The following is a 25,824-nucleotide window of genomic DNA, read 5'->3' as shown; positions in this document are numbered from 1 at the left end:
GGGTAGGCTGCGGGGGCCCCGGGGTGCTGGCAAGCTCAGGGGTTTGGCCGACGGTTGCGCCCGCCTAGCTCCACCATCGGAGCGGGGTACGTCTGATGACGGGCACCGTCGGCCGCTTCATGTCCCCACTCAGCGGGCGCCGGCCTGGTGGACGACGCGGCTGTAATTGGCGAGGCGGCGGCCGAGGCGCAGGCGCTTGCCCTGGCCCTTGCAGCGACGGCAGGGCTTGGCCCGCTTGGGGTGGCCCTTGCGGTCGACCTTGAGCTTGTAGCCGAGGCCCTGGCATGTGCGGCAGGTGCCGAACGGCGAGGCGGCGCACAACAGTGTGTAACCGGCGAGGGTGGCGAGCAGGAGCAGGGTGCTAGCGGCGAGCATGGGTGGTCACTCCCTCTGAAGGGGCGGATTCCAGGGTTTTCGCAGATGGGCCGCTAGACGCTAGTGCACAGGTCAGGGCCCGGATTGGTTGCTAGCGGGGCTGCTAGACCTAGCGGGCGCGGGTGCTAGGTCTAGCAGTGGTGCTGGGTCAGGCGGCGGCCCTGTCGGCGTTACGGCGCGTGATGGCGGCGGTGATGTCGGCGCGGTCGATGCCGCGTCGGTTGGCGCCCTTGCCGTCGTCGGTGGTGCCCCAGGCCTGGCCGGGCTTGATGCCCCAGGGCTTGAGGGCGGCGGTGACGTTCTCGCCCTTCCATCCCGCGTAGGTCTCGGGCCGGAGCTCGGCGAGGCGGGCGGCGATCCGCTCGCACCACACGGCCTTCTCGCCCTCCGCGATGACATCGCGGACATCGGCGAGGATGTCGCTGCCGGCGGTCTTGTCGGGGCCCTTGCCGATGGCGTGGCCGGTGACGTTGCCGTACTCCGCGCGTGCCTGCCGGGCACGGCCTACGACCTGCTCGGCGGCGACGGCGTCGACGAACGCTGAGGCGACGATGCGGGGGTCGTCGCCCTCGCCGGCCATCCAGCAGATGCCCCGGTCGGAGCGGGAGAACATCGTTGCCCGGTACCCGGACTTGTACATCGACGTGCCGAGCACCATGTCGTTGGCGGGCTGGCCCATGACCTTCAGACAGAACCGCAGCACGGCGTTCGCGGAGATGCCGGTCGGCAGGGACTTGGCGTCCGGGCGCTGGGTGCCGAACATGCCGACGATCCCGAGCGCGGGACCGCGCTTGACGAGGTCGGTGCAGATGGCCTCGATCTCCTTGCCGTACTCCTCGTGCTCGAAGGGCACCTGGCACTCGTCGAATCCGACCACGATCGGGTGCAGCCCGAGCGACTTGTCGTTCGCCAGGGCCGGGGTGACCTTCGACTCCGGGCAGCGGGAGCGGGGAAGGGACTTGATGACCTTCGCCCGCCTGCGCAGCTCCTCCTTCAGCTCGCGCAGGGCGGCGACGACGTATTCGATGTCCTCGTCCTCCTCGCCGGCGCGGTAGCGGTGGCAGACCGGCTCCAGGGCGCCGAAGTCACCGGTGCCCTTGAAGTCGAAAGCGTGGAGCTCGGCCCGCGGGTCCAGGGCGGCGATCAGGAGGAGCAGCCGCATGAGGAACGTCTTGCCCATGCGGGGGATGGAGCCGACGACGATCGCGGCGAACATCAGGGTCACCGTCACGTCCCGCATCCGCTGGTCGTTGCCGAACACGACGGGCTTGAACAGGTCGACCGTGCCCGTCTTCAGCAGCGGCCAGGCCGGTTTGGTGGTCTCGTTCATGGGCTTGTCCCCGACCCACAGCACGAGTCGTCCTTCGTGCTGCTCGGGGTCCGGGGAGGGCCAGACACAGCCGGTCTTGCGTCGCAGGCCGGAGGCGAGGGGCTTGCGGGCCTCCATGATGTCCTCGGGCGTCACTCCGTAGGGAAGGTCGAGGTCGGCCCGGTATCCGGGCCCGTCCCGCACGATCTCCGAGACGAACCGGAGGCCGTTCATGTCGCCGCCCTTCTTGATGGCGGCGGAGATCTTCGCGTTGCCGATCGAGTCCAGGCCCCGGAGCACGATGGACCCGGTGAGCTTCTGGATCTCGGTCTTGAGCACCGCCGGTCCGACGACCGGGGCGTCGGGCTGCTGACCGGCGAAGCCGAGGAGCAGCACACCGCCGGCGGCGAACGCGTACAGGAAGGCGGGGGCGATGACGTAGAGCCAGAGGGCAAATCCGACCCCGAACACGGCCGCGACCAGCGTCACCAGGCCGCGCAGCCGGATGCGTCCGGCCCGCAGCTTCGCCAGGCGCATGTACTCCTCGACGTCCTCGGTGCGCACCGCGTAGTCCCGCAGGGGCGCGGCCTCGCGGTCCCACACCCACCGGTTGGTGGACGCGATGAACCGGCACGCTCCCCGCGGTGACATCAGCGCCAGACGCCCGGCGTACACCGGCAGTCGGGCCCCGTGGAACAGGGCCGCGTATCCGGCGTTGGCGCCCGCGTGGCGGGCGGTGGCGAGGAAGTCACGCCGGTTGGTCAGCCATCCGGCGAGGATCGGCTTGCGCTTCTCGATGGTCACCTTCGGCTCGGGAAGCGCCGGGTTGTCCACCGGCACAGGCGCCGCGGGCGTATCGTCCTCGTCTATGTCGGGCACGGGCCGCAGGTGAGCGGCCATGGTGTCGTCAGTCATGCTGGTCTTCCCCTGCTGCTCGAAAGGGTGGTGGGTTGGGCCCGGGGCGGTCGGGATGCTTGGCGGCTGTCGGCCGCCCCAAGGCACAGCTACTTGCGCTTGGCGTTCTCTTCGCGCTTGCGGGCCTTGTCGATGACCCGCTCGACCTTGCGCTCCAAGTCGCCCTGATAGACCGTCTCTCCGGCGATCGAGCGCTTGGCCATACGAGCGACGTACCAGGCGACCTGCGCGGTCTCACCGGCCGTCAGCTTCGGGTCACTCGCCATCGCGCACCGCCTGAGTCACGCACGAGCGGAGGATCGCGGCGTGGTCGAACGCGAGCTGGGGCAGGTCGCCCAGGGGCCACCACTCGGCGCGGGTCGCGTCGTCGCCGGCCTCGACGATCGTTCCGGGGATGACGGTCAGGTGGTAGACGACGGTGACGTACCGGCCGCGCGGGTCACGGTTGGGTTCGTCGAACACGCCGACTTGGGTCAGCTCCTCCGACGTCGCGTGCACGCCGGCCTCTTCGGCGAGCTCACGGGCGGCGGCGGCGCGGCTCGTCTCGCCGGGGTCGACGTGGCCACCGGGCAGCGCCCACTGGCCCTTGAAGGGGTCCCAGCCGCGCTCGATCAGCAGGACGTATCCGTCGGTCGTGGTGACGACGACATCGGCGGTGTAGCGAATGGTCTCGATCGTCTCGGTCATGTTCTGTGTCCTTCGCTGGGTTGGGGACGCCGGAGGCGCCATCACTTGGCTTCGTCGTTCAGCTCAGCGGCCTCGACGATCGCGGCCGCGGTGGCGAGCTGCGCCCACACGGCGGCCTGCTCGACGATCGCCGGGCTGAGGTCGAGGTGGTGCTTGCTGGTCAGGAGCTGTTCGGCGCGGGCGCGGTACTGGGTGCTGTCCACAGCGGTGGGTCCCTTCCGGGCCGGTCTGTCCGGCTCCCCTCACCGCCCGAGCAGGTCGGGCGGATCGGGCAGCCGTCAGCCGGTCTTCCGCAGCTCGTGGCTGTGGCACAGGACCGGGGCGATCAGGAGGCTGATCCCGGCAACCGTCCACCGGCCGGCGGTGAGCGGCCCCGGCGGGACCTCATCGACGATCCGGCCCGTCCGGCCCTTGGCGCGGGGGTCGTCGTCACAAGCGAGGATGAGCACCTTGTCTCCGGCGTTGAACATCGTCACCGCCCGTTCCGGCGGGCCCTGCGGACCGCCTTCCCGGCGGCCTTGCCGTCCGCCCCGCCGACGCTCTTGACGACGGTGACGACGCCCCAGGACAGGGCGACGGCGAGGAACGCGAGCAGGGCGAGGTTCGCGGCGATGGCGGTGAGCGCGCCGACGAGCAGGGGGCCGAAGTAGACCCCGGCGGCGACCGTGCCGGCGCCGATGCCGGAGCCGAGCGCGATGCGCTGAACCGTGCGGTCCGGCGGCGCTTGGTGAATGTGCTGATGAACGACCTGAGGGGCAGCGGTCGGCTGGTGGATGGCGGGCAGGTGGTCGGCGTAGGCGTAGGTGCCGTCCGGGAGCCGCACCACGGGTGCGGGCTCGGGAAGGTTGCTCACGGGTTCTCCCAGGTCAGGAGGGCCGATAGAGTCGCGGCCATGGGGGCGATTGAGATCGAGCTGGACCCGCTGCCGTGCCGCTGGTGCCAGAAGCTGATTGAGCAGCCGAGGTGGTGGCGCCCGAAGCGGTACTGCGGCCGCTGGCACCGCGTGAAATCCCGAGTGGCACAGTTCTTCGGGGCCGTGCTGGAACTGGTGTAGGTGCCGGTCAGGCGGCCACGCGCTTCCACGCGGCCCGCAGCCGGACCTCGGACGCGGAGTGGCCAGCCGCGCGGAAGCGGGTGGCCATCTCCCGGTAGGACAGTGCCGGGGTCTCGCTGTGGCGGATCTGGTCGACGAGCGCGTCAAGCGCGTCGTCGGTGAGCGCGGGCGCCGCGTCCAGGGCGAGCGCCACGGGCTCGGTGGGGCCCCAGACCGGCAGGTCCCAGGTGGGTGTGACGCCGGGTGTGACGCGGGTCGTCACGCTGGTCAGCGCCCGTCCGGTGTCCTCGCCGTCCCGGGCCGTCTCCAGCGTCGACCACGCCCGTGAGAGCGTCTGTGCCGTCTTGGCCTGGACGCGTGCGACGCGGGCGCCGGCCTGCGTCACGGCCGTCAGCCGCGTCTCCTCGGTGGCGGCCTCTGCCCGCAGCCGGGCGCGGGCCACGGCCGCTTCGTCCCGGGCCTCCTGCTGGATACCGCGGATCGCTCCGAGAGCGCCGGGTGTGAGTGCGGTCTGCTCCCATAGCCCGTGCACCAGCCAGAGGGCCTTCGCGGCGATGGGCAGCCAGGCGACGGCCAGCCAGGCGCCGGTGGACTCCTCGGCGGTGAGCGCGTGGGCGACCAGGACGCCGGTCGCGATCAGGCCGAAGCACCAGCCGACGATGGTGACGCCGGTCGACCGGTCGCCCTGTGCGGCGAGGCGTCGTTCGTAGGCGAGGGTGGCCAGCCATCCGCCGTCGATCCCGAGACCGACGACCAGGGCGATGGGCCACGGCATCGCCGTGCCCAGCCACATCACGACGACCGCCAGGGTCAGCACCATCGACACCGCCGTCATCGCGACGGCCGGCAGTACGGTCTTGGCCTTCATGCCGCACCCCCCGGCATCACGTCGCTGGTGCGGTTGGTCAGGTCGCGTCGCTCGGCCATGACCCGGTTGCGGGCCCGGCGGATCCGCCGCTCGTCCAGCACGTTGGCCGGACGGTCGAGGGTCATGATCTGCGCGTCGAGCAGGTCGACCTCCGCCAGGATCAGCGGCATCTCGCTCTCGATCGCGTCCAGCTCCGCATCCGACGGCTCACCGTCGAACGGGACGGCCGTAACAACGGCCTGAAGTGCAGCGATGAACTTCATTGGGTCGTGTTCCCTTCCAAGAGAGCGGCCCGAACCGAGCCCCCGGAGTTACCGCTCCGGGGGCTCACGCCGTTAGAACCAGGAATCTCCGGCTCCCCTCCACCCCGCCCGTACGACCAGCGGGCCGGACGGGCGGAAGAGGCAACCGGCCGCAGCGGATGGGCTGCGGAGGTCAGAGGACGCGGGGGGCGAGGCCGGCGTGCCGGTCCAGCACGAACGGCGCCCGGGTACTTCGTCGGGACATCGAGACCTCCTCGGGTAGGCAGGACGAGAACAAGCACTGCAAGGGGGACCTGTGTCCCCACACTCCGGCCGTTGCTCGCGGTCACCGGGCCACCTCGCCAGTACGGGCCGAAGCCCTGTTCCACCTGGCCTTTAGCGGGATTGCAGCGTCCCCGCCCTCTACTCGTGGGCAGCACTTCTCACCGGCACCCAGCCGATGAGGTACATGTACTACCTGTTCCTCATCATGCGGAGCGGGATTCGCATCGTCAAGTCCCTTGGTTCTTCGGGAGTTCGCGAGTCCGCTCCGCTTGATGCCTCTAGCGTGGCCGGATCAGGGCAGACGCTGGACTCCGTAGATGTACGGCTCCGAGACGACTCGCTACGGTGAAAGTCGTCCCAAGTCGTCCCGTCGGGGGAGAGCACGACATGGCCAATGAGCGGTTGCGCGGCGCCATCATCGAGAGCGGCATGACTCTCGATCAGGTCGCCGAGCGACTCGGGGTCGCAGCCAAGACGGTGGAGCGCTGGATCAATGAGCCCAGGCGCCAGCCGTACCGTCGCTTTAAGTACGCAACGGCCTCACTCCTCCAGCGGGAGATGTCGTACCTGTGGCCGGAAGAGCGGACGTCTGCCGAGGTCGCCGAAGCGGGCGGCGCGGAGCTGGTCAAGCTGTACCCGCACCGCTCCGTCGTGCCGAACCGGCTCTGGCCGCAGCTGTACGCGGGGGCGACGCGGCAGTTCGACGTCCTCGTGTATTCGGGGTTCTGGCTAACCGAGGACGCGTCCTTCCACCAGGTGGTCAAGGAGAAGTCGGCGGCCGGCGTCCCGGTCCGCTTCATGCTCGGTGACCCGGACTCCGCTGCCGTCGCCGTCCGTGGAGCGGATGAAGGCATCGGCGGCGCGATGGCGAGCAAGATTCGCAACGCCTTGGTCAACTACGGGCCGTTGTTCGGGCTCCCCGGCGTCGAGTTCCGACTCCACTCCACCACGCTCTACAACTCCATCTACAGGGCCGACGACGAGATGCTTGCCAATGGCCACCTGTACGGCGTGGGCGCGTACATGGCTCCGGTCCTGCACATTCAGCGCGTGCCTGGCGGTGAGCTGTTTGACGCCTACGCTGAGAGCGTCGAGCGGGTCTGGGAGAGCGCCCGGCCAATCTGCTCGCCCACGGACCTGGGAGGGGCAGACACATGAGCCGGATCGACTACTTCCGCGACCCCCGGGCCCCGAAAGCCAACTCTGTCGTGCCCTCGGTCACGGTCGTCGTGCGAGATGACGCCGGGAGGCTCCTGCTCATCCACAAGACCGACAACGATCTGTGGGCGCTTCCGGGAGGCGGCCACGACATCGGCGAGCGGATCGCCGACACGGCCGTGCGCGAGGTCGAAGAGGAGACGGGGATCCGGGTCGAGGTGGACGGCATGGTGGGGCTCTACACCGACCCGGAGCACGTGCTCGCGTACGACGACGGCGAGGTGCGGCAGCAGTTCTCAATCTGCTTCCTGGCCCACCCCGTCGGAGGATCCGTCCGTACGAGCAGTGAATCGAAAGAGGTCCGCTGGGTGGACCCAGCGGACCTCGAAGACCTAGACATCCATCCGTCCATGCGGCTGCGTATCCGGCACGGCCTGGACGAGTCTCGGACCGAGCCCTACATCGGCTGAGCGCCGGCGGCGGCCATTCGGCCTTCCACTCTCTCGTTGGCAGCGTAGATCTCCGGCGCAGCCCGCTGAATGAAGCGACCGACGATCGTGTCCGGGCCGTACCGCTGCACGATCTCGTCCAGGCGGGCCGCCGGCGTCGTGTGCTCGCCCGTCGGCGTCGTCGTCATGTCCGCCACGATGAGCGCGTCGACCAACTCGGGCCGCTCCAACTCGAACTCCGTCTCCAACTCACGCCGGAGCCCTCGTTCCTCGGCCTCCAGGAGCGCGCAGGAGTGGTGCGCCACGAGGCGGACGACTCGCTCGTCGGCGCCCTCCTGATCGCGGAGGAACCGTGCCCCGTCGAGCGGGTGGAAGCCGGTTGTGGCGATCGAGGGGGAGTAGCCGACATCGTGGAGTACCGCGGCTGCCTCCAGCAGCTCGGCATCCCCGCCGAGGATCGGGCTCAGGGAGCGAGCCCGCCCGGCCACTCCGAGGGAATGCGCCCAGCGGCGCGGCAATGGCTCGGACAACATCGATTCGGAGAGCGAGTACGCCCACTCAGTAAGCCCCATGGGGGCAAAGGCTACGGCTAGGCCGGGGAAGCCGGGAGAGCGCGCACGGTGCGTCCCCTGCCGTGAACGGTGTCGAGCAGACCCATGCCCTCCATCTGTGCGAGCGCACGCCGGACGGCAGTGCGAGAGGTGTGGAAGCGCTGGCAGAGCGTGGCCTCAGAGGGAAAGGTGTCGCCGACGGCCAGTGAGTCTTCGCTAATCACGGCAGTCAGGAGTTCGAGGAGCGACCGCTGCTCCCTGGCGCCAGCCATGCGCCAGCCGACCCCGGGAACCGGTTCGACCATTCCGTCGGCTTCGAGCGTCTTGAGCGCGCGGCGGATCGTGTTGCGGGAGACCTTGTGGGTGAGCATGAGTTCGGCTTCCGAAGGCAGCGCAGAGCCAGTCGCGCTTCCCTGAAGGTGCTGGCGAAGTGCCTCGGCGACGACCAGGTAGGTTCCGCGCGGGCTGGCCTGGTGGGACACGGTGTCTCCCTCGGTGACTGTCGACTACGGTGCGAAGACTGCCATCTGCCGACCGGAGTGGGAACTAAGGGGCGGGATCAAAAGCGGCGACCTCGCACCAGATGGTGCGAGGCAGTTCGCGGAAACCTGCGGGGCAGAGCTACTTCTCCGGCTTACCAAATGCTTCAAACCGACCTGCCCAGTCCAGCGCCTCGGCGACTGCGACGTCCAGTGACTTTCCGGCGGCACTGCCTCGCCATTCGACCAAAAATATCGGAGCGACCCGATTGTCGGTGTTGGCATTCCGGTCTCGACTGTCGAGATCCTGGGTTCCTGTGTAAAAGATTACGAGCGGAAATATACTTCCTCTGTACTGGGACTGGATGTTTTCCACAGCGGCTGGCGACTGGGGAAGAGCGAGATGTACGCCCAGCTCACTTCCGGGATCCATGGAATTGTCGTGCACCCACAAATTCATGTCCCAGAGGCGATCGAACTGTTCTGCCTCTACGTGCGCGCCAGGGATTTTGGCGCACAGGCGGGCGGATACTAGGTGCCTGAAATAGGCATCCCGCTGTGCGAGACCTTCCGGAGGCGAAGCTGTCCAGTCCTCGATGGCGGGCGCCTCGGAAACCGAGAGTGCGAGCGGACGAAGAGCTTCCGTGGAGGTGCTGGCGAGTCTGTGGCTGCGAGGGATGTGGATCTTCGCACCCTTCCCCGTGGAATGCACAGTCTGCCGGTTTACGTGCTGCCAGTAGGCAGTTTTCTCCTCGGGGTGATAGAGCATTACGACGACGGGGAGTGAATGCCCAAGCCAATACGAGGTGTGGTCGGTGCTACAGCCGAACCACCAGCCATCCTCTGCGGGTTTCCCGAAGTAGCTCAGGCCGGACTTGATCTGGACGCCTATCAGTCGTCCCGTGGCTTCGAAAGTTTCAGCGTCGACGATCTCGATCTGCGCATCGATCCCGAAATCGGCAGTTGCTTGTTCTCGAAAAAGCCACCCTAGTTCACCATTGACAATGTGCTCGATCCAAGAAACGCCGAGGCGTTCGACTTTCTGTGTGGGTCTTACCTGCATAGTTGCCCCTCCCCAGGTCCGTCGTCCGAGCCGCGATCGCGGTGTTCGGCAATGCGGCCGGCGGGCTGCGCCAAGCTACTTCCCTGCTGAGGACGCAAGTAGCACTCGGCGTGGCTATGCTGGCGGCTGCTGTGGTGGCGCGGACGGCGGCCGCACCCTAGCTGCGCTAAGGACCACGTTGGAAGCGTGATTTCACCGGACGGCAAGGCTGCGCCCAGTGCATGCTAGCGGGAGGTAACTGAAGCGCCCACGAGGCCTGATTCGGCGAGGCGTTGCCAGGCGGTCTCCACATGCGCGTCAGTGAAGAGTCGGTGCTTCCGGTGATTCCATCCTCGGATGCACTGGATTACCTTCATGGGGTCGGCTGGCGGATCAACCAGTTCCTCGGCTGCATAGAGCACTGTGCTGAGGAGTTCCATGCCGAACGCATCCTCAAACCCATCGGCAACTCGAAGTAGGTCAGCTACAGTCGATTGAAACTTCTCGGAAGATGCGAGCAGGCTTTCAGCCTCGAATACGGCATCTTTGTTTAGCTCGAGAATTGCCTGAGACCCACTCGTGCCGTCGCCGAAGCCCAGCAGGAAGTGTCCCTCCATGGAGGAGACGGCTCGATCCAGAGCGGGTGCGTAAGGTCCGTAGACTCCCTTTTCGAAGCTCAATCCCATGGGGAGCCCGAGACGTTGCAGGAAGTAGGTCACCTTGTGAGCTTCCACCAGTGAGACCCGCGGCTCGAACGCGAGACCTTTGCTAACGGCGCTACGGGTGTAGCGGTTTAGGGCCGCCAGAAATGCAGCTCGCTCATGCGTCATCGCCGGGGGAGGTGTTGCGTTGGGCATGGCCTCTGGCTTCGGACTACCAGCTGGCTGCCAGACGCGGATCTCCACGCCCGGGATCGTGCCCAAGACTTGCCGGATCATCGGTTCGACGTCGAGCCAGTCAAGGCCTCCGTTGCCGCATCCGAGTGGAGGGATAGCGATGGACTTGATGTCCCGCTTAATGATCTCGTCGCGGAGTGCGACTAGCCCGGAAGCAACGTCGTCCAGGCGGGAAGGAGATCGCCAGTGGCGCTTCGTCGGGAAATTGATAATGAAGCGTGGCGTCATTTGATTCGTGGAGTGCACATGCATGCGTCCCGGGATGACCTCGCCACGGTCGCACGCCGCCTTGTAGTCGGTGAAGTTTTCGGGGTATGCCCGCTTGAATTGCAGAGCGATACCCTTGCCCATCACGCCTACCGTGTTGACGGTGTTCACAAGGGCATCGGCGTCTGCCAGTAGCAAGTTACCGCTGCCTTCGGTGATCATTGCGACCCCTTCGTAGTCTTTTAGGTTACCCGGCGCATGCGTCAGTAGTACCACTCACGTCTGACAGTCACAGGCAGATCCATGCCAGCTGCCCTCAGTAGTGCACGGACATGATCGGCGTGACCGCGGTCGAACACGGCCACCTGGGTGAGGGCCGTAACTTCCAACTGGTCATGCACTAGGAACTCTGCCATTCGTCGGCGCATTCGGTCGCCATCGTCCGCCGTGTTTGCCCAGTAGTGGGCGGATATGATGTCCCAGTCCACGACCTTGGGTAGTAGATCGAGGTTGTTGAAGTGACTGGTGATGGCGTTCGCGCAGTTCCCGTCGCTGAAGACGTACGGGCGGCCAGTCGACACTGCATCGTCGATGGTGGTCACCAGGTAGACAAGCGGGGGCTGCCCCTCTTGGTACGAAGGGACCCCTCCGCGGCTGATCTTGTAGAGCATCGGCGACCTTGGGGCGAAGTAGAACGGCACATAGTCAGCAGGGACCCCGTAAGGGGCCGCTTTGACGGGGCGAGAGCGCCGTTCGCTCTTCACGTCTCGATCTCCGCACTCCACCGGCACGCCGCCCCGTGCCTGCATGGCGGTATCAGCCACCAGGCACCCGGCACTCAGTACGTCTGGCAGGTTGCGCACGTGGGTGAAGTGGTAGAGACTCCGCTGCCCTGTTTGCGTCACCCGCTGTGACTATCACGGGCCTGCCTGTGATGGCTAGGGTGTTCGGATCGCTTCGAGGTTCACCAGGGGCCACCTGCGCGACCCGTGAGAGGCCCCGACGCGGCGGAGCAGGTTTTGGAGCTGTTCTGGCTGATGGGAAGTTAGGTGTGCGCCGTGCGCCCCAACGCCCTCGTGGACGAGGCGTGGCCGACACATAAGTTGCGATCTCCTGCACAGCAAGGAGGGGCAGGTCAGGGGGTCAACTGGGCGTCAAATGCCAGGAGACTGTAAATCCGTCGGCTTAGCCTACCCAGGTTCGAATCCTGGCGCCGCCACGCGATAGAGAAGGTCCCCGGTGTTCGCACCGGGGACCTTCTTCGTTTCTCGGGCGGTCCTACTCGCCCGCCACGGCCTTCGTCGCCACCGTCACCGGTGTCGAGCCGGCGATCAGTTCCAGGGTCAGGCCCGCCGTCCCCGGGGTCTCCAGGAGTTCGGCCAGGACCGCCGCCACGTCGTCCCGGGGGATCGGGCCGCGGCCCGTCGAGGCCTCCAGGCTGACCAGGCCCTTGCCCGCGTCGTTCGTCAGCATGCCCGGGCGCAGGACCGTCCAGTCCAGGCCCTCGCGGGCGCGTACCGAGTCGTCCGCCGCGCCCTTGGCGCGGAGGTAGGCGTCGAAGACCTCGTCGCCCTGGTGCGTGGAGTCGGCGCCCATCGAGGAGACCACGATGTAGCGGCGTACGCCCGCGCGTTCGGCCGCGTCGGCGAACAGGACCGCCGCGGCGCGGTCCACGGTGTCCTTGCGGCCCACGCTGCTGCCCGGGCCCGCGCCCGCCGCGAAGACCGCCGCGTCGGCGCCCTGCAGGGCCGCCGCGACCATCTCCACCGTGGCCGACTCCAGGTCCATCACGACCGGTTCCGCGCCCGCGGCGCGTAGGTCGTCGGCCTGTTCCGGGTTGCGGATGAGCCCGGCCGGCTCGTGCCCCGCCGCCGAGAGCAGCCGCTCCAGGCGCAGGGCGATCTGACCATGTCCTCCAGCAATGACAATGCGCATACTCACGACCGTACGACGGGACCGGCCGGAGGGCTTCCCGGCTCGGGGCGTTCCGGTCGGGCCTGGCGCGGCAGGTCGAGCGCCGCCGCCGAGTCGCAGTACTCCCGGACCGCGCTCGTCCGGGCCACCACCCGCCCCCGGTGCACGACGATCCGGCTGTACGCGAGGGACAGCACGCCCGAGAGCCGTTCGCCGCGCACGGCGAGCAGTTCGGCGGGGAACCCGGCCTCGACCCGGACCTCGCCCAGCCCCAGCGCCGTACGCGCCGCCGAGCTCACCGCCGCGTACGCGTCCTCGACCGGCAGCCCGCCGAGCGAGGCCAGCAGGTACGCGGCCTCCAGCGGGTCCCCGCGCCCCACCGGGTTGGAGACGTCCCGCAGCGCCCCGCCGCCCGCCGCGAGCCGTACGCCGGCCGCCCGCAGCAGCCGTGCCGGCGCCGCGCCGCGCAGCTCCGTCGCCTCGCAGCCGCCCTGCGGCAGGCAGACCACCGTCACGCCGGCCGCCGCCAGCTGGTCCGCGGCCCGCCGCGCCGCGTCCGGGGGAAGCCGGGAGAGCCCCGCGCACGGTCCGATCGTCACCCCCGGCCGCAGCCCGCCCGCCATCGCCGCGAACCGGGCGAGCCGCGCCGGGTCGTCCGCGTCGGTGTGCAGGTCGACCGGGCAGCCCTGCTCGGCCGCCACCTCCAGGACCGCCTCCACGTACCCGGTCGGGTCGGGGTCGAGGTCCGGGCAGCCGCCCACCACGCTCGCGCCCATCTTCACCGCGTCCCGCAGCATCGCGAGCCCGTCCGCGCCCGCCACTCCGGTCAGCAGCCGGGGCACCGCGACCGTGGTCAGATCCACCAGGCCGCGCAGGGAGCGCCGGGCCTGGAGGACCGCTTCGAGGGGGCCGAGACCGTGGACGTCGCCGATCCGTACGTGCGCGCGCTGCGCGGTGGCGCCGTGGCCGCGCTGGAGCAGCGCGGCCTCGGTGGCGCGCCGCTGCACCTCGTCGGGGGCGTACGAGACGGGGCCGGGGATGTCGGCGCTGAGGGCGGTGTCGGCGTGCGCGTGCGGCTCCGCGGGGGCGGGGAGCAGCAGATAGCCGGCGAGGTCGACGCGGGCGCCGACGGCGGTGAGGCTGCCCGCCGTGCCGACGGCCTCGATCCGGCCGCCGAAGAGCCGGACGTCGACCGTACGTCCGTCGGTGAGACGGGCGTTGGACAGCAGGAGCGAGGTGGAGTCGGCGGTGTCAGCGGACCGGTCGTCGGGCGGCTGGGGCTGCTTGCTGTCGGCTGACATCGGGCTCCTCAAGGCTCCTCAAGTTCAAGCTCAAGATCAAGATCACGCAGCGTGGGGGAGAGCCTAGGGGCGGTCCGGCCGTCCCTTCGAGGAGGAGCGCAATAGTCGTACTGATGAGGCCACGTGTGGCGTACGGGACGGGCGTGGCGGGTACGCGCGCGTACCGGCGTGTGCCCGCCCGAGGGCCGCGCGCGAGCCCGTCCGAGGAGCGCGCGCGTGCCTGTCCGAAGGACGCGCGCATGCCCGCTCGCGAGGGCCGGGAAACGGATTTGGGCGATCGGTGCAGGACCGTGTAATGTCTTCATCGCTCGCCCCAATAGCTCAGTCGGTAGAGCGTCTCCATGGTAAGGAGAAGGTCTACGGTTCGATTCCGTATTGGGGCTCTGGTGAGAAGGAACCCGCCTCCGGGCGGGAACCCGATCATCAAAGCGGTGTAGCTCAGTCGGTAGAGCAAGCGGCTCATAATCGCTGTGTCACCGGTTCAAGTCCGGTCACCGCTACACACGGTAGCCGATTGTGGGGTCGGTCCTTCGATCGGCTACTCTTTTATGCGTTCATCCGTCCATCCGTCCAAGGAGCACTCACGTGGCTGCCACCGACGTCCGCCCGAAGATCACGCTGGCCTGCGTGGAGTGCAAGGAGCGGAACTACATCACCAAGAAGAACCGGCGTAACAACCCGGACCGTCTTGAGATGAAGAAGCACTGCCCTCGCTGCAACTCGCACACTGCGCACCGCGAGACGCGCTAATCAGGCTCGTACACGAGGCCGTCCCCACCAGGGGGCGGCCTCGTGTCGTTTGTCGGCAACAAATCCAGGAGGTATCGAGTCCATGGCGCTCGACCAGTCCTTCGTGGGCCGGACCTATCCGCCCACCGCGCCCTACGAGGTCGGCCGCGAGAAGATCCGCGAGTTCGCCGAGGCGATCGGTGACGCGAATCCCGCCTATGTCGATCAGGAAGCGGTGAAGGCGCTCGGTCACCCCGATGTGATCGCCCCGCCGACCTTCGTGTTCGCGATCACGTTCAAGGCGGCCGGACAGGTCGTCGAGGACCCGCAGCTGGGCCTGGACTACAGCCGTGTCGTCCACGGTGACCAGAAGTTCGTGTACACCCGGCCGGTGCGGGCGGGGGACCGGCTCTCGGTCACCTCGACCATCGAGGCGATCAAGTCGCTGGCGGGCAACGACATCCTGGACATCCGCGGTGAGGTGCACGACGCGACCGGCGAGCACGTCGTGACCGCCTGGACCAAGCTCGTCTCGCGCGCGCCCGAGGAGGCCTGAGTCATGGCTGCGAAGATCGCTTACGACGAGGTCGAGGTCGGCACCGAGCTGCCGGCGCAGTCCTTCCCGGTGAAGCGCGCCACACTGGTGCAGTACGCCGGCGCATCCGGGGACTTCAACCCGATCCACTGGAACGAGAAGTTCGCCCGCGAGGTCGGCCTTCCGGATGTCATCGCGCACGGCATGTTCACCATGGCCGAGGCGATCCGCGTCGTGACGGACTGGGCCGGCGACCCGGCGGCCGTCGTCGAGTACGGCGTGCGCTTCACCAAGCCGGTGATCGTGCCCAACGACGACGAGGGCGCGCTGATCGAGGTCGGCGCCAAGGTCGCGGCGAAGCTGGACGACGGCCTGGTCCGGGTGGACCTGACCGCGATGTCGGCGGGCCAGAAGGTCCTGGGCATGTCCCGGGCCGTGGTCAGGCTCGCGTAGCGCCCGCACGGCTCTTCGAGAAGCGCCTCGGGGCATCCGACATCGGGAAGGGCGGTCGCGGGAAGCGGCCGCCCTTTTCCGCCCTTGACCAAGTTAGTGATTGAGTACTAACTTAGCTTCATGGTCAGGATGAGTGCGGAGGAGCGACGCGAGAGCGTGATCCGTGCCGCGGTGAGCGAGTTCAGCCGCGGTGGGTACTACGGCACGTCGACCGAGGCGATCGCCAAGCGCGTCGGCGTCTCGCAGCCGTACCTCTTCCGGCTCTTCCCCGGCAAGAAGGCCATGTTCCTCGCGGCCTCCGAGCGCTGCATCGGCGACACCGTCCGTGTCTTCGAGGAGGCGGCGGAGGGTCTGTCGGGCGAAGAGGCCCTGCATGCCATGGCCGACGCGTACAGCAGGATCATCGCGGAGGACCCGGACCGTCTCCTGATGCAGATGCAGGTGTACGTCACGGTCGCCGCCGCCGAGGCGGCCGGCGACCACGAGTTCGGCGAGACCGTTCGGGCGGGCTGGATGAGGCTCTGGGAGACCGTCCACCTGGCGCTCGGCGCGGACGTCGACGAGACCACGACCTTCCTGGCGTACGGGATGCTCATCAACACCCTTGTCGCCATGGGCTTTCCGTCCGAGCACCGGGTCTGGGAGGGGTTCTACCCCTCGGCCCGCCGCCTCGGACGCCTGGAGGAGTAGCGCGACCGGCGCCGTGCCGCCGGATTCCCCTGCCCGTGAAAGTTAGTCAGCAATAACTAACCTGACTCTCCTGACTCTAGGGACGCAGCAATGAACCAGCCAGCAGCCCGCCGCGGTTCCGCCGCCTGGGCCCTCGTCATCACCAGCGTCGCCGGCTTCATGGCGGCCCTCGACAACCTCGTCGTCACCACCGCCCTGCCCTCCATCCGCGAGGACCTCGGGGGCGCGCTGCACGACCTCGAATGGACCGTGAGCGCGTACACGCTCACCTTCGCCGTCCTGCTGATGTTCGGCGCCGCCCTCGGCGACCGCTTCGGCCGCCGCCGGCTCTTCGGCATCGGCCTCGCCGTCTTCACCGGCGCCTCCGCCGCGGCCGCGCTCGCCCCCGGCATCGACGCGCTGATCGCCGCCCGTGCCGTCCAGGGCGTCGGCGCGGCGATCATGATGCCGCTCACCCTCACCCTGCTGACGGCAGCGGTCCCGGCCGCCAGGCGTGGGATGGCGTTCGGGATATGGGGCGCCGTCAACGGCCTCGCGGTCGCCGCGGGCCCCCTCATCGGCGGCACCCTCACCGAGCACATCTCCTGGCAGTGGATCTTCTGGCTGAACGTCCCGCTGGGCCTCGCCCTCCTGCCGCTCGCCCGGCTGCGCCTCGCCGAGTCGTACGGCACCGGTGCCCGGCTCGACCTCGCCGGCACGCTCCTCGCCAGCGGCGGCCTCTTCGGCATCGTGTACGGGCTGATCCGCGGCCCGATCGACGGCTGGACCTCGGCCACCGTGCTCACCGGGCTGATCGCGGGCGCCGCGCTCATCGGCGGCTTCGTCCACCACGGGATCAACGGCAAGGCGCCGATGCTGCCCATGCGGCTCTTCCGCGACCGCGCCTTCTCCGGGATCAACGCGGCGAGCCTGCTCATGTTCCTCGGCATGTTCGGCTCGATCTTCCTGCTCAGCCAGTACATGCAGGGGGTCCTCGGCTACTCGCCGACCGAGGCGGGCCTGCGGATGCTGCCCTGGACCGGCATGCCGATGCTCGTCGCGCCGCTCGCCGGCCTCCTCTCCGACCGGATCGGGGGCCGCCCGGTCGTCGCCGCGGGCCTCGCGCTCCAGGCGATCGGCCTGGCCTGGTTCGCGATCGTCGTCACGCCCGACGTCTCGTACGCCGCCCAGCTCCCGGCGCTGATCGTCAGCGGCGTCGGCATGGCGCTGTACTTCGCGCCGGCGGCCAACATCGTGATGTCGAGCGTCCGCCCGTCCGAACAGGGCATCGCGTCCGGCGCCAACAACGCCCTGCGCGAGGTCGGCGGCGCGCTGGGCGTCGCGGTGATGGCCTCGATCTTCGCCGCGCAGGGCGGCTACGGATCGGCGCAGCAGTTCGTGGACGGCCTGGTGCCCGCGCTGTGGGTCGGCGCGGGGATGGTGGGCCTGGGGGCGCTGGCCTCCCTCTTCATCCCGGGCCGGCGGTCGCCGGGGCGCCGGGCCGACGCCACGGAGGAGGCCGAGCGTCCCCTCGCGACGGTCTGAACGGTGGCGCTACGGCACGCCTGCCTGGCGCCCCTTCCTGCCGGGCGCCCCTGCCTGCCCGGCGCCCCTGCCTGGCCTGTGGGCATCGGCCCCGCGCGCCCCGCATCGCAGGACCGGTGCGCGACGCACCGTAGGACCGGACGCCGCCGGGGAGACCCGGTGGCGTCCGGCTGCTCTGCGCACGGCCCCGTAGCCGCGGGCGTGTCCCCGGCCGCCGCCCACGCTTCCCTGGGCCCCGCCACGGCCCCGTACTCTTGAGCGCGTGCAGGAACTCCACGACGCCCCCCTTGCCCCCCTGACCACCTTCCGGCTCGGCGGACCCGCCGGTCGGCTCGTCACGGCTGTCACCGACGACGAGGTGATCGCCGCCGTCCGTGCGGCCGACGCCGCGGGGACCCCGCTGCTCGTCATCGGCGGGGGTTCCAACCTGGTCATCGGTGACAAGGGCTTCGACGGGACCGCCCTGCGCATCGCCACCACCGGCTTCACGCTCGACGGCACCACGCTGGAGCTCGCGGCCGGCGAGGTCTGGACGGACGCCGTGGCCCGTACCGTCGAGGCCGGGCTCGCCGGGATCGAGTGCCTGGCCGGGATCCCCGGCTCGGCGGGCGCCACCCCGATCCAGAACGTCGGGGCGTACGGCCAGGAGGTCTCCGCCACCGTCACGGAGGTCGTCGCCTACGACCGGCGCGCCGACGAGACCGTCACCCTCGCCAACGCCGAGTGCTCCTTCTCGTACCGCCACAGCCGCTTCAAGGCCGATCCGGACCGCTACGTCGTGCTGCGCGTCCGCTTCGAACTGGAGGACGCGGACGGCCTCTCCGCGCCGATCAAGTACGCCGAGACCGCCCGTGCGCTCGGCGTCGAGGCCGGTGACCGCGTCCCGCTCGCGCAGGCCCGGGAGACCGTGCTGAGGCTGCGGGCCGGCAAGGGCATGGTCCTGGACCCCGACGACCACGACACCTGGTCGGCGGGCTCCTTCTTCACGAACCCGATCCTGACGGCCGAGGAGTACGCGGCCTTCCGCGCCCGCGCGGCCGAGCGGCTCGGCGCGGACGTGACCCCGCCGGCCTTCCCCGCCGGGGACGACGGCGCGGTCAAGACCTCCGCGGCCTGGCTGATCGACAAGGCCGGCTTCACCAAGGGCTACGGCTCCGGCCCCGCCCGTATCTCCACCAAGCACACCCTCGCGCTGACCAACCGCGGCGAGGCCACCACGGAGGACCTCCTCGCGCTCGCCCGTGAGGTCGTCGCGGGCGTACGGGACGCCTTCGGGATCACGCTCGTCAACGAGCCGGTGACGGTCGGCGTCAGCATCTGAGCGTTCCGCGGAACCCTCCGGGTTCCCCAGGTCGTCGGGTGGGCGACAGGCCCCGGCCGTCTCTCCGCCTCGTACGCCCCCCGACCGCCGTCCCGCGTCAGTACGCCACCCCCACGCCCCGCCCGACCGTCGCCGGGTCGTCGATCATCGCCAGCATCGCGTGCGCGACATCGGCGCGGGCGAGGGAGCGGCCGCCGCGGGGATTGCCGTCGACGACGGTGCGGTAGCGGCCGGTGACCGGGGCGTTCGTGAGTTTGGGCGGGCGTACGGACGTCCAGTCCGTGGCGCTCGCCGCCAGTTCGGCCTCCATCACCCGCAGGTCGGCGTAGACGTCCTTCAGGACGGAGCCCACGATCGCGGTGATCGCCTTGCCGAGCAGCGGCTCACCGTCCGGGACCGGGCCCAGCGGGCTCGCGCTGACCACCAGCAGCCGCCGGACGCTCTCGGCGTCCATCGCGGCGACGACCGAGCGGGTCAGCTTCGCGGTGACTCCGGCGTCCGCGCGGCTGCGGGCGCCGAGGCCCGAGAGCACGGCGTCCTTGCCGGCGACCGCTCCGCGCAGCGCGGCGGGGTCCGTGAGATCCGCGCGGTACACCTCCAGCCGCTCGCCGGTGACGGCGAACCGCGCGGGGTCCCGTACGACGGCCGTCACGTCATGGCCCGCGGCCAGTGCCTGGCGGACGATCTCCCGGCCGATGCCGCCGGTCGCGCCGAAGACAGTGAGCTTCATGTCGCACCCTCCTGGGGTGGGTAAGTGTTCACTCACCCCCTAGAGTGAGTGCGTACTCACCCCCTCGTCAAGCGCGGTCGGAGCAGCCATGGAGAAGAAGCCCACCCGGGAACGGATCCTCGACGCGGCACACGAGCTGTGGACCACGGTGGGCCTCGCCCGCACGACCACCAAGGAGATCGCGCGGGGCGCGGGATGCTCGGAGGCGGCGCTGTACAAGTACTTCGCCGGAAAGGAGGAGCTCTTCGTCGCCGTCCTCTCCGAACGGCTGCCCCGGCTCGCCCCCCTGCTCGACCGGCTGGCCGCCGACCCGGGGGAGCGCGGGGTCGAGGAGAACCTCACCGAGATCGCCCGTCAGGCAGCGCTCTTCTACGCCCAGAGCTTCCCGATCGGCGCCTCGCTCTACGCCGAGACCCGGCTCAAGGCCCGGCACGACGCGGCCCTGCGCCGCCTGGACACCGGCCCCCACCGCCCCATCGAGAGCCTCGACGCCTACCTGCGCACCGAGCAGCGGGCGGGCCGCGTCAGTCCCGGCGCGGACACCTTCGCGGCGGCCTCGCTGCTGCTCGGCGCCTGCGTCCAGCGGGCGTTCGCCTACGACGCGAAGCTCGGCAAGGAGCCCCCGCAGGACCTCGACACCTTCGCGAGCTCCCTCGCCCGCACCCTGATGGCGGGGATCGCCGCACCGGAATGACGTTGCCGCGCCGGGATCGCCGCACCGGAATGACGTTGCCGGGCGGGGCCCGGCCGCGCCACGCTGTCGCCCATGCGTCTACGAGTCCGTGAATTCAGGCCCCGTACCGGCCTGTTGGAGCACCGCGTCGTGCAGCCCCGGCACCCGCTGCGGCACACCACGCTGAACGACCCGCTGGGCGACCGCTGGGGGTATCTCCTGGGAGACCACGACGGGCTGTCCCGGCTCGCCGCCCTGTTCTCCTTCGCCGCCTTCTCCCGGCACACGATCGTCCACGTGCCGCTGCGCGAGAGCCTCCCGCGCACCTTCGCCCCCGGGGTGCCGGTCGACCTCGTCCTCGTCCACCCCTCGGCCGGCCTGCGTCCTTCCGCCTGGCCGCGGCTGAGGGCCCGCCTCGGGGACGGCCGGCCGCTGACCGTCGGTACGAACGAGGAACGCACCGCCGCCCACGCGGCCGGCTGGCACGCGGAGTGGGAACGGCGCCACTGGCGCGCGACGGAATGGCTCCGGCCCGCCGTGCACGCCCACACGCTCTTCCTCCACGGCGGCCGGGACGTCTTCGCCGCCGCGGCCACCGCCCTGGAGACGGCGGCCGGCTTCGGCCCCCTGGAGAAACGCGCCCGGCAGGGGCACGACGCGCTCGTCGCCTCGTTCACCCCTTATCTGGAGCCCGACCACCGGTGGGACCGGCCCGAGATCGACATCGGTTTCCAGGCCCGCCCGCCCCTGCACCGCTTCACGCCGCCGGGGCGCCCAGCCAGTCGTCGACGCCCGAGAGCAGCTTCTGCCTGACGTCCTCCGGCGCCGCCGAGCCGCGGATCGACTGGCGGGCCAGATCGGCCAGTTCCGCGTCCGTGAAGGCGTGATGGCGGCGGGCGATCTCGTACTGGGCGGCCAGCCGGGAGCCGAAGAGGAGCGGGTCGTCCGCACCCAGCGCCATCGGCACGCCGGCGTCGAAGAGCGTGCGCAGCGGGACGTCCTCGTGCTTCTCGTAGACCCCCAGCGCCACGTTCGAGGCGGGACAGACCTCGCAGGTCACGCCCCGCTCGGCGAGCTTGCGCAGCACCCGGGGGTCTTCCGCGGCCCGGACGCCGTGGCCGATCCGTGCCGCCCGGAGGTCGTCCAGGCAGTCCCGTACGGACGAGGGCCCCGTCAGCTCGCCGCCGTGCGGGGCCGCGAGCAGACCGCCCTCGCGGGCGATGGAGAAGGCGCGGTCGAAGTCGCGGGCCATGCCCCGGCGCTCGTCGTTGGAGAGCCCGAAGCCGACCACCCCCCGGTCCGCGTACCGGACGGCGAGCCGTGCGAGCGTACGGGCCTCCAGCGGGTGCTTCATACGGTTGGCGGCCACCAGGACCCGCATCCCGAGGCCGGTCTCACGGGCGGCCGAGTCGACGGCGTCGAGGATGATCTCCATCGCCGGGATCAGACCGCCGAGCAGAGGGGCGTACGAGGTCGGGTCGACCTGGATCTCCAGCCAACCCGAACCGTCCCGCACGTCCTCCTGGGCCGCCTCGCGGACCAGGCGCTGGATGTCCTCGGGCTCCCGCAGACAGGACCGGGCGATGTCGTACAGCCGCTGGAAGCGGAACCAGCCGCGCTCGTCGGTGGCCCGCAGCTTCGGCGGTGTGCCGCTGCTCAACGCCTCCGGGAGGTGGACGCCGTACTTGTCCGCCAGCTCGATGAGCGTCGTGGGCCGCATCGACCCGGTGAAGTGCAGGTGCAGATGCGCCTTGGGCAGCAGGTTGATGTCGCGGAAAACGTGCTCGGAAACGTGCTCCATTGAAGGATCTTGCCGCACCCGAATGGCGGAACACAGCCCCTTTCCCCGATCGGGACCTTGCCCGAACGTAAAAACGGGCCCCCGGTTCCGGAGAACCAGGGGCCCGAGCGGGACGGCGCGACTAGTCGCGGGCCTCCGCGAGCAGCTTCTGGATCCGGGACACGCCCTCCACCAGGTCCTCGTCGCCCAGCGCGTACGAGAGCCGCAGGTAGCCGGGGGTGCCGAAGGCCTCGCCCGGGACGACCGCGACCTCGGCCTCGTCCAGGATCAGCGCGGCCAGCTCGACCGAGTCCTGCGGGCGCCTGCCGCGGATCTCCTTGCCGAGCAGCGCCTTCACCGACGGGTACACGTAGAACGCGCCCTCGGGCGTCGGGCAGAGGACGCCCTCGATCTCGTTGAGCATCCGCACGATGGTCTGGCGGCGCCGGTCGAAGGCGCGGCCCATCTCGGCGACGGCGTCCAGGTCACCGGAGACGGCGGCGAGCGCGGCCACCTGCGCCACATTGCTCACGTTGGACGTGGCGTGCGACTGCAGGTTCGTCGCGGCCTTCACGACGTCCTTCGGGCCGATGATCCACCCCACGCGCCAGCCGGTCATCGCGTACGTCTTCGCGACACCGTTGACGACGATGCACTTGTCGCGCAGCTCGGGCATGACCGACGGCAGGGAGACGGCGGACGCGCCGCCGTAGACCAGGTGCTCGTAGATCTCGTCCGTCAGCACCCACAGACCGTGCTCGACGGCCCAGCGGCCGATCGCCTCGGTCTCGGTCTCGCTGTAGACGGCGCCGGTCGGGTTGGACGGGGAGACGAAGAGGACGACCTTGGTCTTCTCCGTGCGCGCCGCCTCCAGCTGCTCCACCGAGACGCGGTAGCCGGTGGTCTCGTCGGCGACGACCTCGACCGGGACACCGCCCGCGAGCCGGATCGACTCGGGGTACGTCGTCCAGTACGGGGCCGGGACGATGACCTCGTCGCCCGGGTCGAGGATCGCGGCGAACGCCTCGTAGATCGCCTGCTTGCCGCCGTTGGTCACCAGGACCTGGGAGGCGTCGACCTCGTAGCCGGAGTCGCGCAGCGTCTTGGCGGCGATCGCGGCCTTCAGCTCGGGCAGACCGCCGGCCGGTGTGTAGCGGTGGTACTTCGGGTTCTTGCACGCCTCGACGGCGGCGTCGACGATGTAGTCCGGGGTCGGGAAGTCGGGCTCACCCGCGCCGAACCCGATCACCGGGCGCCCGGCGGCCTTGAGGGCCTTGGCCTTGGCGTCGACGGCGAGGGTCGCGGACTCGGAGATCGCACCGACGCGGGCGGAGACCCGGCGCTCGGTCGGAGGGGTAGCAGCGCTCATACGGCCCATGCTCCCAGACCGCCTTCCCGCCCGGCACACAGGTTTCAGGGAGCGGACAGGAACGGTCATTCCTGGTCGTACGAGGGTTCGCGAGGGCTCCCACGTGCTTTCTGTTCGACGCGGCGCCCATGAACACGTACACTCACTGCTCGTTGGCCCTCACCGACCACGTCTCACGATGCGGTAGGTTGGGGAAGCCACAAAGGGTCGTAGCTCAATTGGTAGAGCACCGGTCTCCAAAACCGGCGGTTGGGGGTTCAAGTCCCTCCGGCCCTGCTACACACACCGCCAGGATGTGTGCGCATGTACGTACTTCAATGCACCGCCGTGCGGATCCACCCGGCACGGCACTGCCATGACCCGGGATCAGGTGAGAAGCGTGACGGACGCCGTGGGCTCCATCGACATGCCTGATGCCGAGGACGAGGCGCCGGACTCGAAGAAGAAGGCCCGCAAGGGCGGCAAGCGCGGAAAGAAGGGCCCCCTGGGCCGTCTCGCGCTCTTCTATCGCCAGATCGTCGCGGAGCTTCGCAAGGTCGTCTGGCCCACTCGCAGCCAGCTGACGACGTACACCACGGTAGTGATTGTCTTCGTTGTCATCATGATCGGCCTTGTGACCGTGATTGACTATGGCTTCCAGGAAGCAGTCAAGTACGTCTTCGGCTGACTTCTTGTTCCACCCCATCTGTATCCAGGAAGAAGCAGCCACCGTGTCTGACCCGAACCTGAACGAGTCCGTTTCTGAGGACGAGCTCGACATCCTCGAGGCGGCCGACGAGGACCAGGCTGAGGCTGCTGACGCCGCTGCGGGCGAGGCTGCCGAAGAGGCCGCCCTGAACATCGAGGACGACTCCGAGGAGTCCGACGATGTCGAGGCCGAGTCCGACGTCGAGGACGACTCCGACGAGGACGGGTCCGACGACTCCGACGAGGACGAGTCCGACGAGGACACCGACGTCGAGGCCGAGCTGGAAGAGGCCGAGGAGGCCGAGGAGGAGCCCGCCGCTCCCGTCGACCCGATCCAGGCCCTGCGTGACGAGCTCCGCGGCCTGCCCGGCGAGTGGTACGTGATCCACACCTACGCGGGCTACGAGAAGCGCGTGAAGGCCAACCTCGAGCAGCGTGCCGTCTCGCTGAACGTCGAGGAGTTCATCTACCAGGCCGAGGTGCCCGAGGAAGAGATCGTCCAGATCAAGAACGGCGAGCGCAAGAACGTCCGGCAGAACAAGCTGCCCGGCTACGTGCTCGTCCGCATGGATCTGACGAACGAGTCCTGGGGCGTCGTCCGCAACACCCCCGGCGTCACCGGCTTCGTGGGCAACGCCTACGACCCGTACCCGCTGACCCTGGACGAGATCGTCAAGATGCTCGCCCCCGAGGCCGAGGAGAAGGCCGCCCGCGAGGCCGCCGAGGCCGAGGGCAAGCCGGCTCCGGCCCGCAAGGTCACCGTCGAGGTCCTGGACTTCGAGGTCGGCGACTCGGTCACCGTCACCGACGGCCCCTTCGCCACCCTCCAGGCCACGATCAACGAGATCAACGCCGACTCCAAGAAGGTCAAGGGCCTGGTCGAGATCTTCGGTCGCGAGACCCCGGTCGAGCTCAGCTTCGACCAGATCCAGAAGAACTGACCCTCCCGGACCCCCACAGGTCACAGGTTTCCGACCCAGGTCAGAGTGGCTCTCGCAGCCGCTCTGACCTGCTCGGTTTTTAGCCGCACGTCTATACCCGTTATCGTGGTGCGGTATGCCTCCATCCGGACGACCGGATGGCGGCTGAACACTCTCACTAGGACCCGGAGAGAGCAATGCCTCCCAAGAAGAAGAAGGTCACGGGGCTTATCAAGCTCCAGATCAACGCTGGTGCGGCCAACCCGGCCCCGCCGGTCGGTCCCGCGCTGGGCCAGCACGGCGTCAACATCATGGAGTTCTGCAAGGCCTACAACGCCGCGACCGAGTCGCAGCGTGGCATGGTCGTGCCGGTGGAGATCACGGTCTACGAGGACCGTTCCTTCACCTTCATCACCAAGACTCCGCCGGCCGCCAAGCTGATCCTCAAGGCCGCGGGTGTGAACAAGGGCTCGGGCGAGCCGCACAAGACCAAGGTCGCCAAGATCACGAGCGCCCAGGTCCGCGACATCGCCTCGACCAAGCTCCCCGACCTGAACACCAGCGACCTCGACGCCGCCGAGAAGATCATCGCCGGCACCGCCCGTTCCATGGGCATCACGGTCGAGGGCTGATCAGCCCCCTTGTGACCTCAGTGGTAGGGCCGGCGCGGCCCGCACCACG

The 25,824-nt window shown here is 69.3% G+C and carries 33 protein-coding genes and 3 tRNA genes; 17 read left to right on the top strand and 19 right to left on the bottom strand.

Going from position 1 to position 25,824, the window contains the following annotated elements:
* Positions 1-129 precede the first annotated feature (129 nt).
* From M5362_RS22375 to M5362_RS22345, 7 genes are all read right to left on the bottom strand, one after another.
* A complete protein-coding gene (locus M5362_RS22375) occupies positions 130-375 on the bottom strand; it encodes a hypothetical protein (RefSeq protein WP_260229473.1) in 246 nt (81 codons plus the stop codon).
* 148 nt (positions 376-523) lie between these two features.
* The gene (locus M5362_RS22370) at positions 524-2,599 is read right to left on the bottom strand and encodes a cell division protein FtsK (RefSeq protein ID WP_260229472.1); all 2,076 of its coding nucleotides are present in this window, start codon (positions 2,597-2,599) and stop codon (positions 524-526) included.
* Positions 2,600-2,688: 89 nt separating this feature from the next.
* Positions 2,689-2,865, bottom strand: coding sequence for a DUF6257 family protein (locus tag M5362_RS22365; RefSeq protein ID WP_260229471.1), 177 nt, complete (start codon positions 2,863-2,865; stop codon positions 2,689-2,691).
* Complete coding sequence (locus tag M5362_RS22360; protein ID WP_260229470.1) at positions 2,855-3,286, bottom strand: NUDIX hydrolase; 432 nt, start codon at positions 3,284-3,286, stop codon at positions 2,855-2,857. The genes M5362_RS22365 and M5362_RS22360 overlap by 11 nt, the downstream gene beginning before the upstream one ends.
* 41 nt (positions 3,287-3,327) lie before the next feature.
* Positions 3,328-3,489, bottom strand: a complete 162-nt coding sequence (locus tag M5362_RS22355) for a hypothetical protein (protein WP_260229469.1) — start codon at positions 3,487-3,489, stop codon at positions 3,328-3,330.
* A 75-nt stretch (positions 3,490-3,564) separates the two neighbouring features.
* Positions 3,565-3,756 (bottom strand): hypothetical protein, encoded by a 192-nt coding sequence (locus M5362_RS22350; RefSeq protein ID WP_260229559.1) that lies wholly within the window; start codon positions 3,754-3,756, stop codon positions 3,565-3,567.
* A gap of 2 nt (positions 3,757-3,758) precedes the next feature.
* Complete coding sequence (locus M5362_RS22345; RefSeq protein WP_260229468.1) at positions 3,759-4,139, bottom strand: DUF6251 family protein; 381 nt, start codon at positions 4,137-4,139, stop codon at positions 3,759-3,761.
* Positions 4,140-4,178: 39 nt separating this feature from the next.
* Between M5362_RS22345 and M5362_RS22340 the strand changes: the two genes are divergently transcribed.
* The gene (locus M5362_RS22340; RefSeq protein ID WP_260229466.1) at positions 4,179-4,340 is read left to right on the top strand and encodes a hypothetical protein; all 162 of its coding nucleotides are present in this window, start codon (positions 4,179-4,181) and stop codon (positions 4,338-4,340) included.
* A 7-nt stretch (positions 4,341-4,347) separates the two neighbouring features.
* Here M5362_RS22340 and M5362_RS22335 read toward each other — a convergent pair whose 3' ends face one another.
* Together M5362_RS22335 and M5362_RS22330 are read right to left on the bottom strand one after the other, a co-directional pair.
* The gene (locus tag M5362_RS22335; RefSeq protein ID WP_260229465.1) at positions 4,348-5,208 is read right to left on the bottom strand and encodes a protein spdB; all 861 of its coding nucleotides are present in this window, start codon (positions 5,206-5,208) and stop codon (positions 4,348-4,350) included.
* Positions 5,205-5,471 (bottom strand): DUF6284 family protein, encoded by a 267-nt coding sequence (locus M5362_RS22330; RefSeq protein ID WP_260229464.1) that lies wholly within the window; start codon positions 5,469-5,471, stop codon positions 5,205-5,207. Before M5362_RS22330 ends, M5362_RS22335 begins: the two co-directional genes overlap by 4 nt.
* A gap of 651 nt (positions 5,472-6,122) precedes the next feature.
* On the opposite strand from M5362_RS22330, the gene M5362_RS22325 reads away from it, so the two are divergent.
* On the top strand, positions 6,123-6,893 hold the full coding sequence (locus tag M5362_RS22325; RefSeq protein ID WP_260229463.1) for an XRE family transcriptional regulator: 771 nt from the start codon (positions 6,123-6,125) through the stop codon (positions 6,891-6,893).
* The gene (locus tag M5362_RS22320; RefSeq protein ID WP_260229462.1) at positions 6,890-7,363 is read left to right on the top strand and encodes an NUDIX domain-containing protein; all 474 of its coding nucleotides are present in this window, start codon (positions 6,890-6,892) and stop codon (positions 7,361-7,363) included. The genes M5362_RS22325 and M5362_RS22320 overlap by 4 nt, the downstream gene beginning before the upstream one ends.
* Here the strand turns inward: M5362_RS22320 and M5362_RS22315 are convergent.
* The 7 genes from M5362_RS22315 to M5362_RS22285 all read right to left on the bottom strand — a co-directional run bounded on the left by M5362_RS22315 (position 7,351) and on the right by M5362_RS22285 (position 13,732).
* Complete coding sequence (locus M5362_RS22315) at positions 7,351-7,914, bottom strand: HD domain-containing protein (protein ID WP_260229461.1); 564 nt, start codon at positions 7,912-7,914, stop codon at positions 7,351-7,353. The two genes, M5362_RS22320 and M5362_RS22315, sit on opposite strands and share 13 nt — an antisense overlap.
* A gap of 17 nt (positions 7,915-7,931) precedes the next feature.
* Positions 7,932-8,375: a winged helix-turn-helix domain-containing protein gene (locus tag M5362_RS22310; RefSeq protein ID WP_260229460.1), complete on the bottom strand. Its 444-nt coding sequence runs from the start codon at positions 8,373-8,375 to the stop codon at positions 7,932-7,934.
* A 139-nt stretch (positions 8,376-8,514) separates the two neighbouring features.
* Complete coding sequence (locus tag M5362_RS22305) at positions 8,515-9,435, bottom strand: DUF4365 domain-containing protein (RefSeq protein WP_260229458.1); 921 nt, start codon at positions 9,433-9,435, stop codon at positions 8,515-8,517.
* A gap of 224 nt (positions 9,436-9,659) precedes the next feature.
* On the bottom strand, positions 9,660-10,739 hold the full coding sequence (locus M5362_RS22300) for a macro domain-containing protein (protein WP_260229457.1): 1,080 nt from the start codon (positions 10,737-10,739) through the stop codon (positions 9,660-9,662).
* Positions 10,740-10,780: 41 nt separating this feature from the next.
* A complete protein-coding gene (locus M5362_RS22295) occupies positions 10,781-11,422 on the bottom strand; it encodes a DUF4433 domain-containing protein (RefSeq protein ID WP_260229456.1) in 642 nt (213 codons plus the stop codon).
* Between the two features lie 373 nt (positions 11,423-11,795).
* On the bottom strand, positions 11,796-12,452 hold the full coding sequence (locus M5362_RS22290; protein ID WP_260229455.1) for an NAD(P)H-binding protein: 657 nt from the start codon (positions 12,450-12,452) through the stop codon (positions 11,796-11,798).
* 2 nt (positions 12,453-12,454) lie between these two features.
* Positions 12,455-13,732 (bottom strand): amidohydrolase family protein, encoded by a 1,278-nt coding sequence (locus tag M5362_RS22285; RefSeq protein ID WP_260229454.1) that lies wholly within the window; start codon positions 13,730-13,732, stop codon positions 12,455-12,457.
* Positions 13,733-14,042: 310 nt separating this feature from the next.
* On the opposite strand from M5362_RS22285, the gene M5362_RS22280 reads away from it, so the two are divergent.
* The 8 genes from M5362_RS22280 to M5362_RS22245 all read left to right on the top strand — a co-directional run bounded on the left by M5362_RS22280 (position 14,043) and on the right by M5362_RS22245 (position 18,984).
* A tRNA-Thr gene (locus tag M5362_RS22280) sits at positions 14,043-14,115 on the top strand.
* A 44-nt stretch (positions 14,116-14,159) separates the two neighbouring features.
* A tRNA-Met gene (locus M5362_RS22275) sits at positions 14,160-14,232 on the top strand.
* 85 nt (positions 14,233-14,317) lie between these two features.
* A complete protein-coding gene (gene rpmG / locus M5362_RS22270; RefSeq protein ID WP_003956487.1) occupies positions 14,318-14,482 on the top strand; it encodes a 50S ribosomal protein L33 in 165 nt (54 codons plus the stop codon).
* 82 nt (positions 14,483-14,564) lie between these two features.
* Positions 14,565-15,017, top strand: coding sequence for a MaoC family dehydratase N-terminal domain-containing protein (locus M5362_RS22265; RefSeq protein WP_260229453.1), 453 nt, complete (start codon positions 14,565-14,567; stop codon positions 15,015-15,017).
* 3 nt (positions 15,018-15,020) lie between these two features.
* Positions 15,021-15,449 (top strand): MaoC family dehydratase, encoded by a 429-nt coding sequence (locus M5362_RS22260; protein WP_260229452.1) that lies wholly within the window; start codon positions 15,021-15,023, stop codon positions 15,447-15,449.
* A gap of 120 nt (positions 15,450-15,569) precedes the next feature.
* Positions 15,570-16,139 carry a TetR/AcrR family transcriptional regulator gene (locus M5362_RS22255; RefSeq protein ID WP_260229451.1) on the top strand — a complete coding sequence of 190 codons (570 nt, stop codon included), beginning with the start codon at positions 15,570-15,572 and terminating at the stop codon, positions 16,137-16,139.
* A 90-nt stretch (positions 16,140-16,229) separates the two neighbouring features.
* Complete coding sequence (locus M5362_RS22250) at positions 16,230-17,663, top strand: MFS transporter (protein ID WP_260229450.1); 1,434 nt, start codon at positions 16,230-16,232, stop codon at positions 17,661-17,663.
* A gap of 262 nt (positions 17,664-17,925) precedes the next feature.
* Positions 17,926-18,984 carry a UDP-N-acetylmuramate dehydrogenase gene (locus M5362_RS22245; protein ID WP_260229449.1) on the top strand — a complete coding sequence of 353 codons (1,059 nt, stop codon included), beginning with the start codon at positions 17,926-17,928 and terminating at the stop codon, positions 18,982-18,984.
* 97 nt (positions 18,985-19,081) lie between these two features.
* Here the strand turns inward: M5362_RS22245 and M5362_RS22240 are convergent, their stop codons facing one another.
* Entirely contained in the window at positions 19,082-19,714 is a 633-nt protein-coding gene (locus tag M5362_RS22240) for an NAD(P)-dependent oxidoreductase (protein WP_260229448.1), read from the bottom strand.
* A gap of 88 nt (positions 19,715-19,802) precedes the next feature.
* Between M5362_RS22240 and M5362_RS22235 the strand changes: the two genes are divergently transcribed.
* Together M5362_RS22235 and M5362_RS22230 are read left to right on the top strand one after the other, a co-directional pair.
* Positions 19,803-20,408, top strand: coding sequence for a TetR/AcrR family transcriptional regulator (locus tag M5362_RS22235; RefSeq protein WP_260229447.1), 606 nt, complete (start codon positions 19,803-19,805; stop codon positions 20,406-20,408).
* 72 nt (positions 20,409-20,480) lie between these two features.
* Positions 20,481-21,200 (top strand): hypothetical protein, encoded by a 720-nt coding sequence (locus M5362_RS22230; protein WP_260229445.1) that lies wholly within the window; start codon positions 20,481-20,483, stop codon positions 21,198-21,200.
* Here M5362_RS22230 and M5362_RS22225 read toward each other — a convergent pair.
* Together M5362_RS22225 and M5362_RS22220 are read right to left on the bottom strand one after the other, a co-directional pair.
* Entirely contained in the window at positions 21,145-22,188 is a 1,044-nt protein-coding gene (locus M5362_RS22225; protein WP_260229442.1) for an adenosine deaminase, read from the bottom strand. The genes M5362_RS22230 and M5362_RS22225 overlap by 56 nt on opposite strands.
* A 121-nt stretch (positions 22,189-22,309) precedes the next feature.
* Complete coding sequence (locus M5362_RS22220) at positions 22,310-23,536, bottom strand: pyridoxal phosphate-dependent aminotransferase (protein ID WP_260229440.1); 1,227 nt, start codon at positions 23,534-23,536, stop codon at positions 22,310-22,312.
* 203 nt (positions 23,537-23,739) lie between these two features.
* Between M5362_RS22220 and M5362_RS22215 the strand changes: the two genes are divergently transcribed.
* From M5362_RS22215 to rplK, 4 genes are all read left to right on the top strand, one after another.
* Positions 23,740-23,812, top strand: a tRNA-Trp gene (locus M5362_RS22215).
* Between the two features lie 103 nt (positions 23,813-23,915).
* On the top strand, positions 23,916-24,203 hold the full coding sequence (gene secE / locus M5362_RS22210) for a preprotein translocase subunit SecE (RefSeq protein ID WP_137993978.1): 288 nt from the start codon (positions 23,916-23,918) through the stop codon (positions 24,201-24,203).
* A 43-nt stretch (positions 24,204-24,246) separates the two neighbouring features.
* The gene (nusG, locus tag M5362_RS22205) at positions 24,247-25,164 is read left to right on the top strand and encodes a transcription termination/antitermination protein NusG (protein WP_260229439.1); all 918 of its coding nucleotides are present in this window, start codon (positions 24,247-24,249) and stop codon (positions 25,162-25,164) included.
* Positions 25,165-25,340: 176 nt separating this feature from the next.
* Positions 25,341-25,775, top strand: a complete 435-nt coding sequence (gene rplK, locus M5362_RS22200) for a 50S ribosomal protein L11 (RefSeq protein ID WP_260229438.1) — start codon at positions 25,341-25,343, stop codon at positions 25,773-25,775.
* The last annotated feature ends 49 nt before the right edge of the window (positions 25,776-25,824 follow it).

It is taken from the genome of Streptomyces sp. Je 1-79 (assembly GCF_025195125.1).
Lineage (GTDB): Bacteria > Actinomycetota > Actinomycetes > Streptomycetales > Streptomycetaceae > Streptomyces.
Note: the sequence above shows the minus strand (reverse complement) of the source record. Positions and strands in the feature narration are given on the sequence as shown.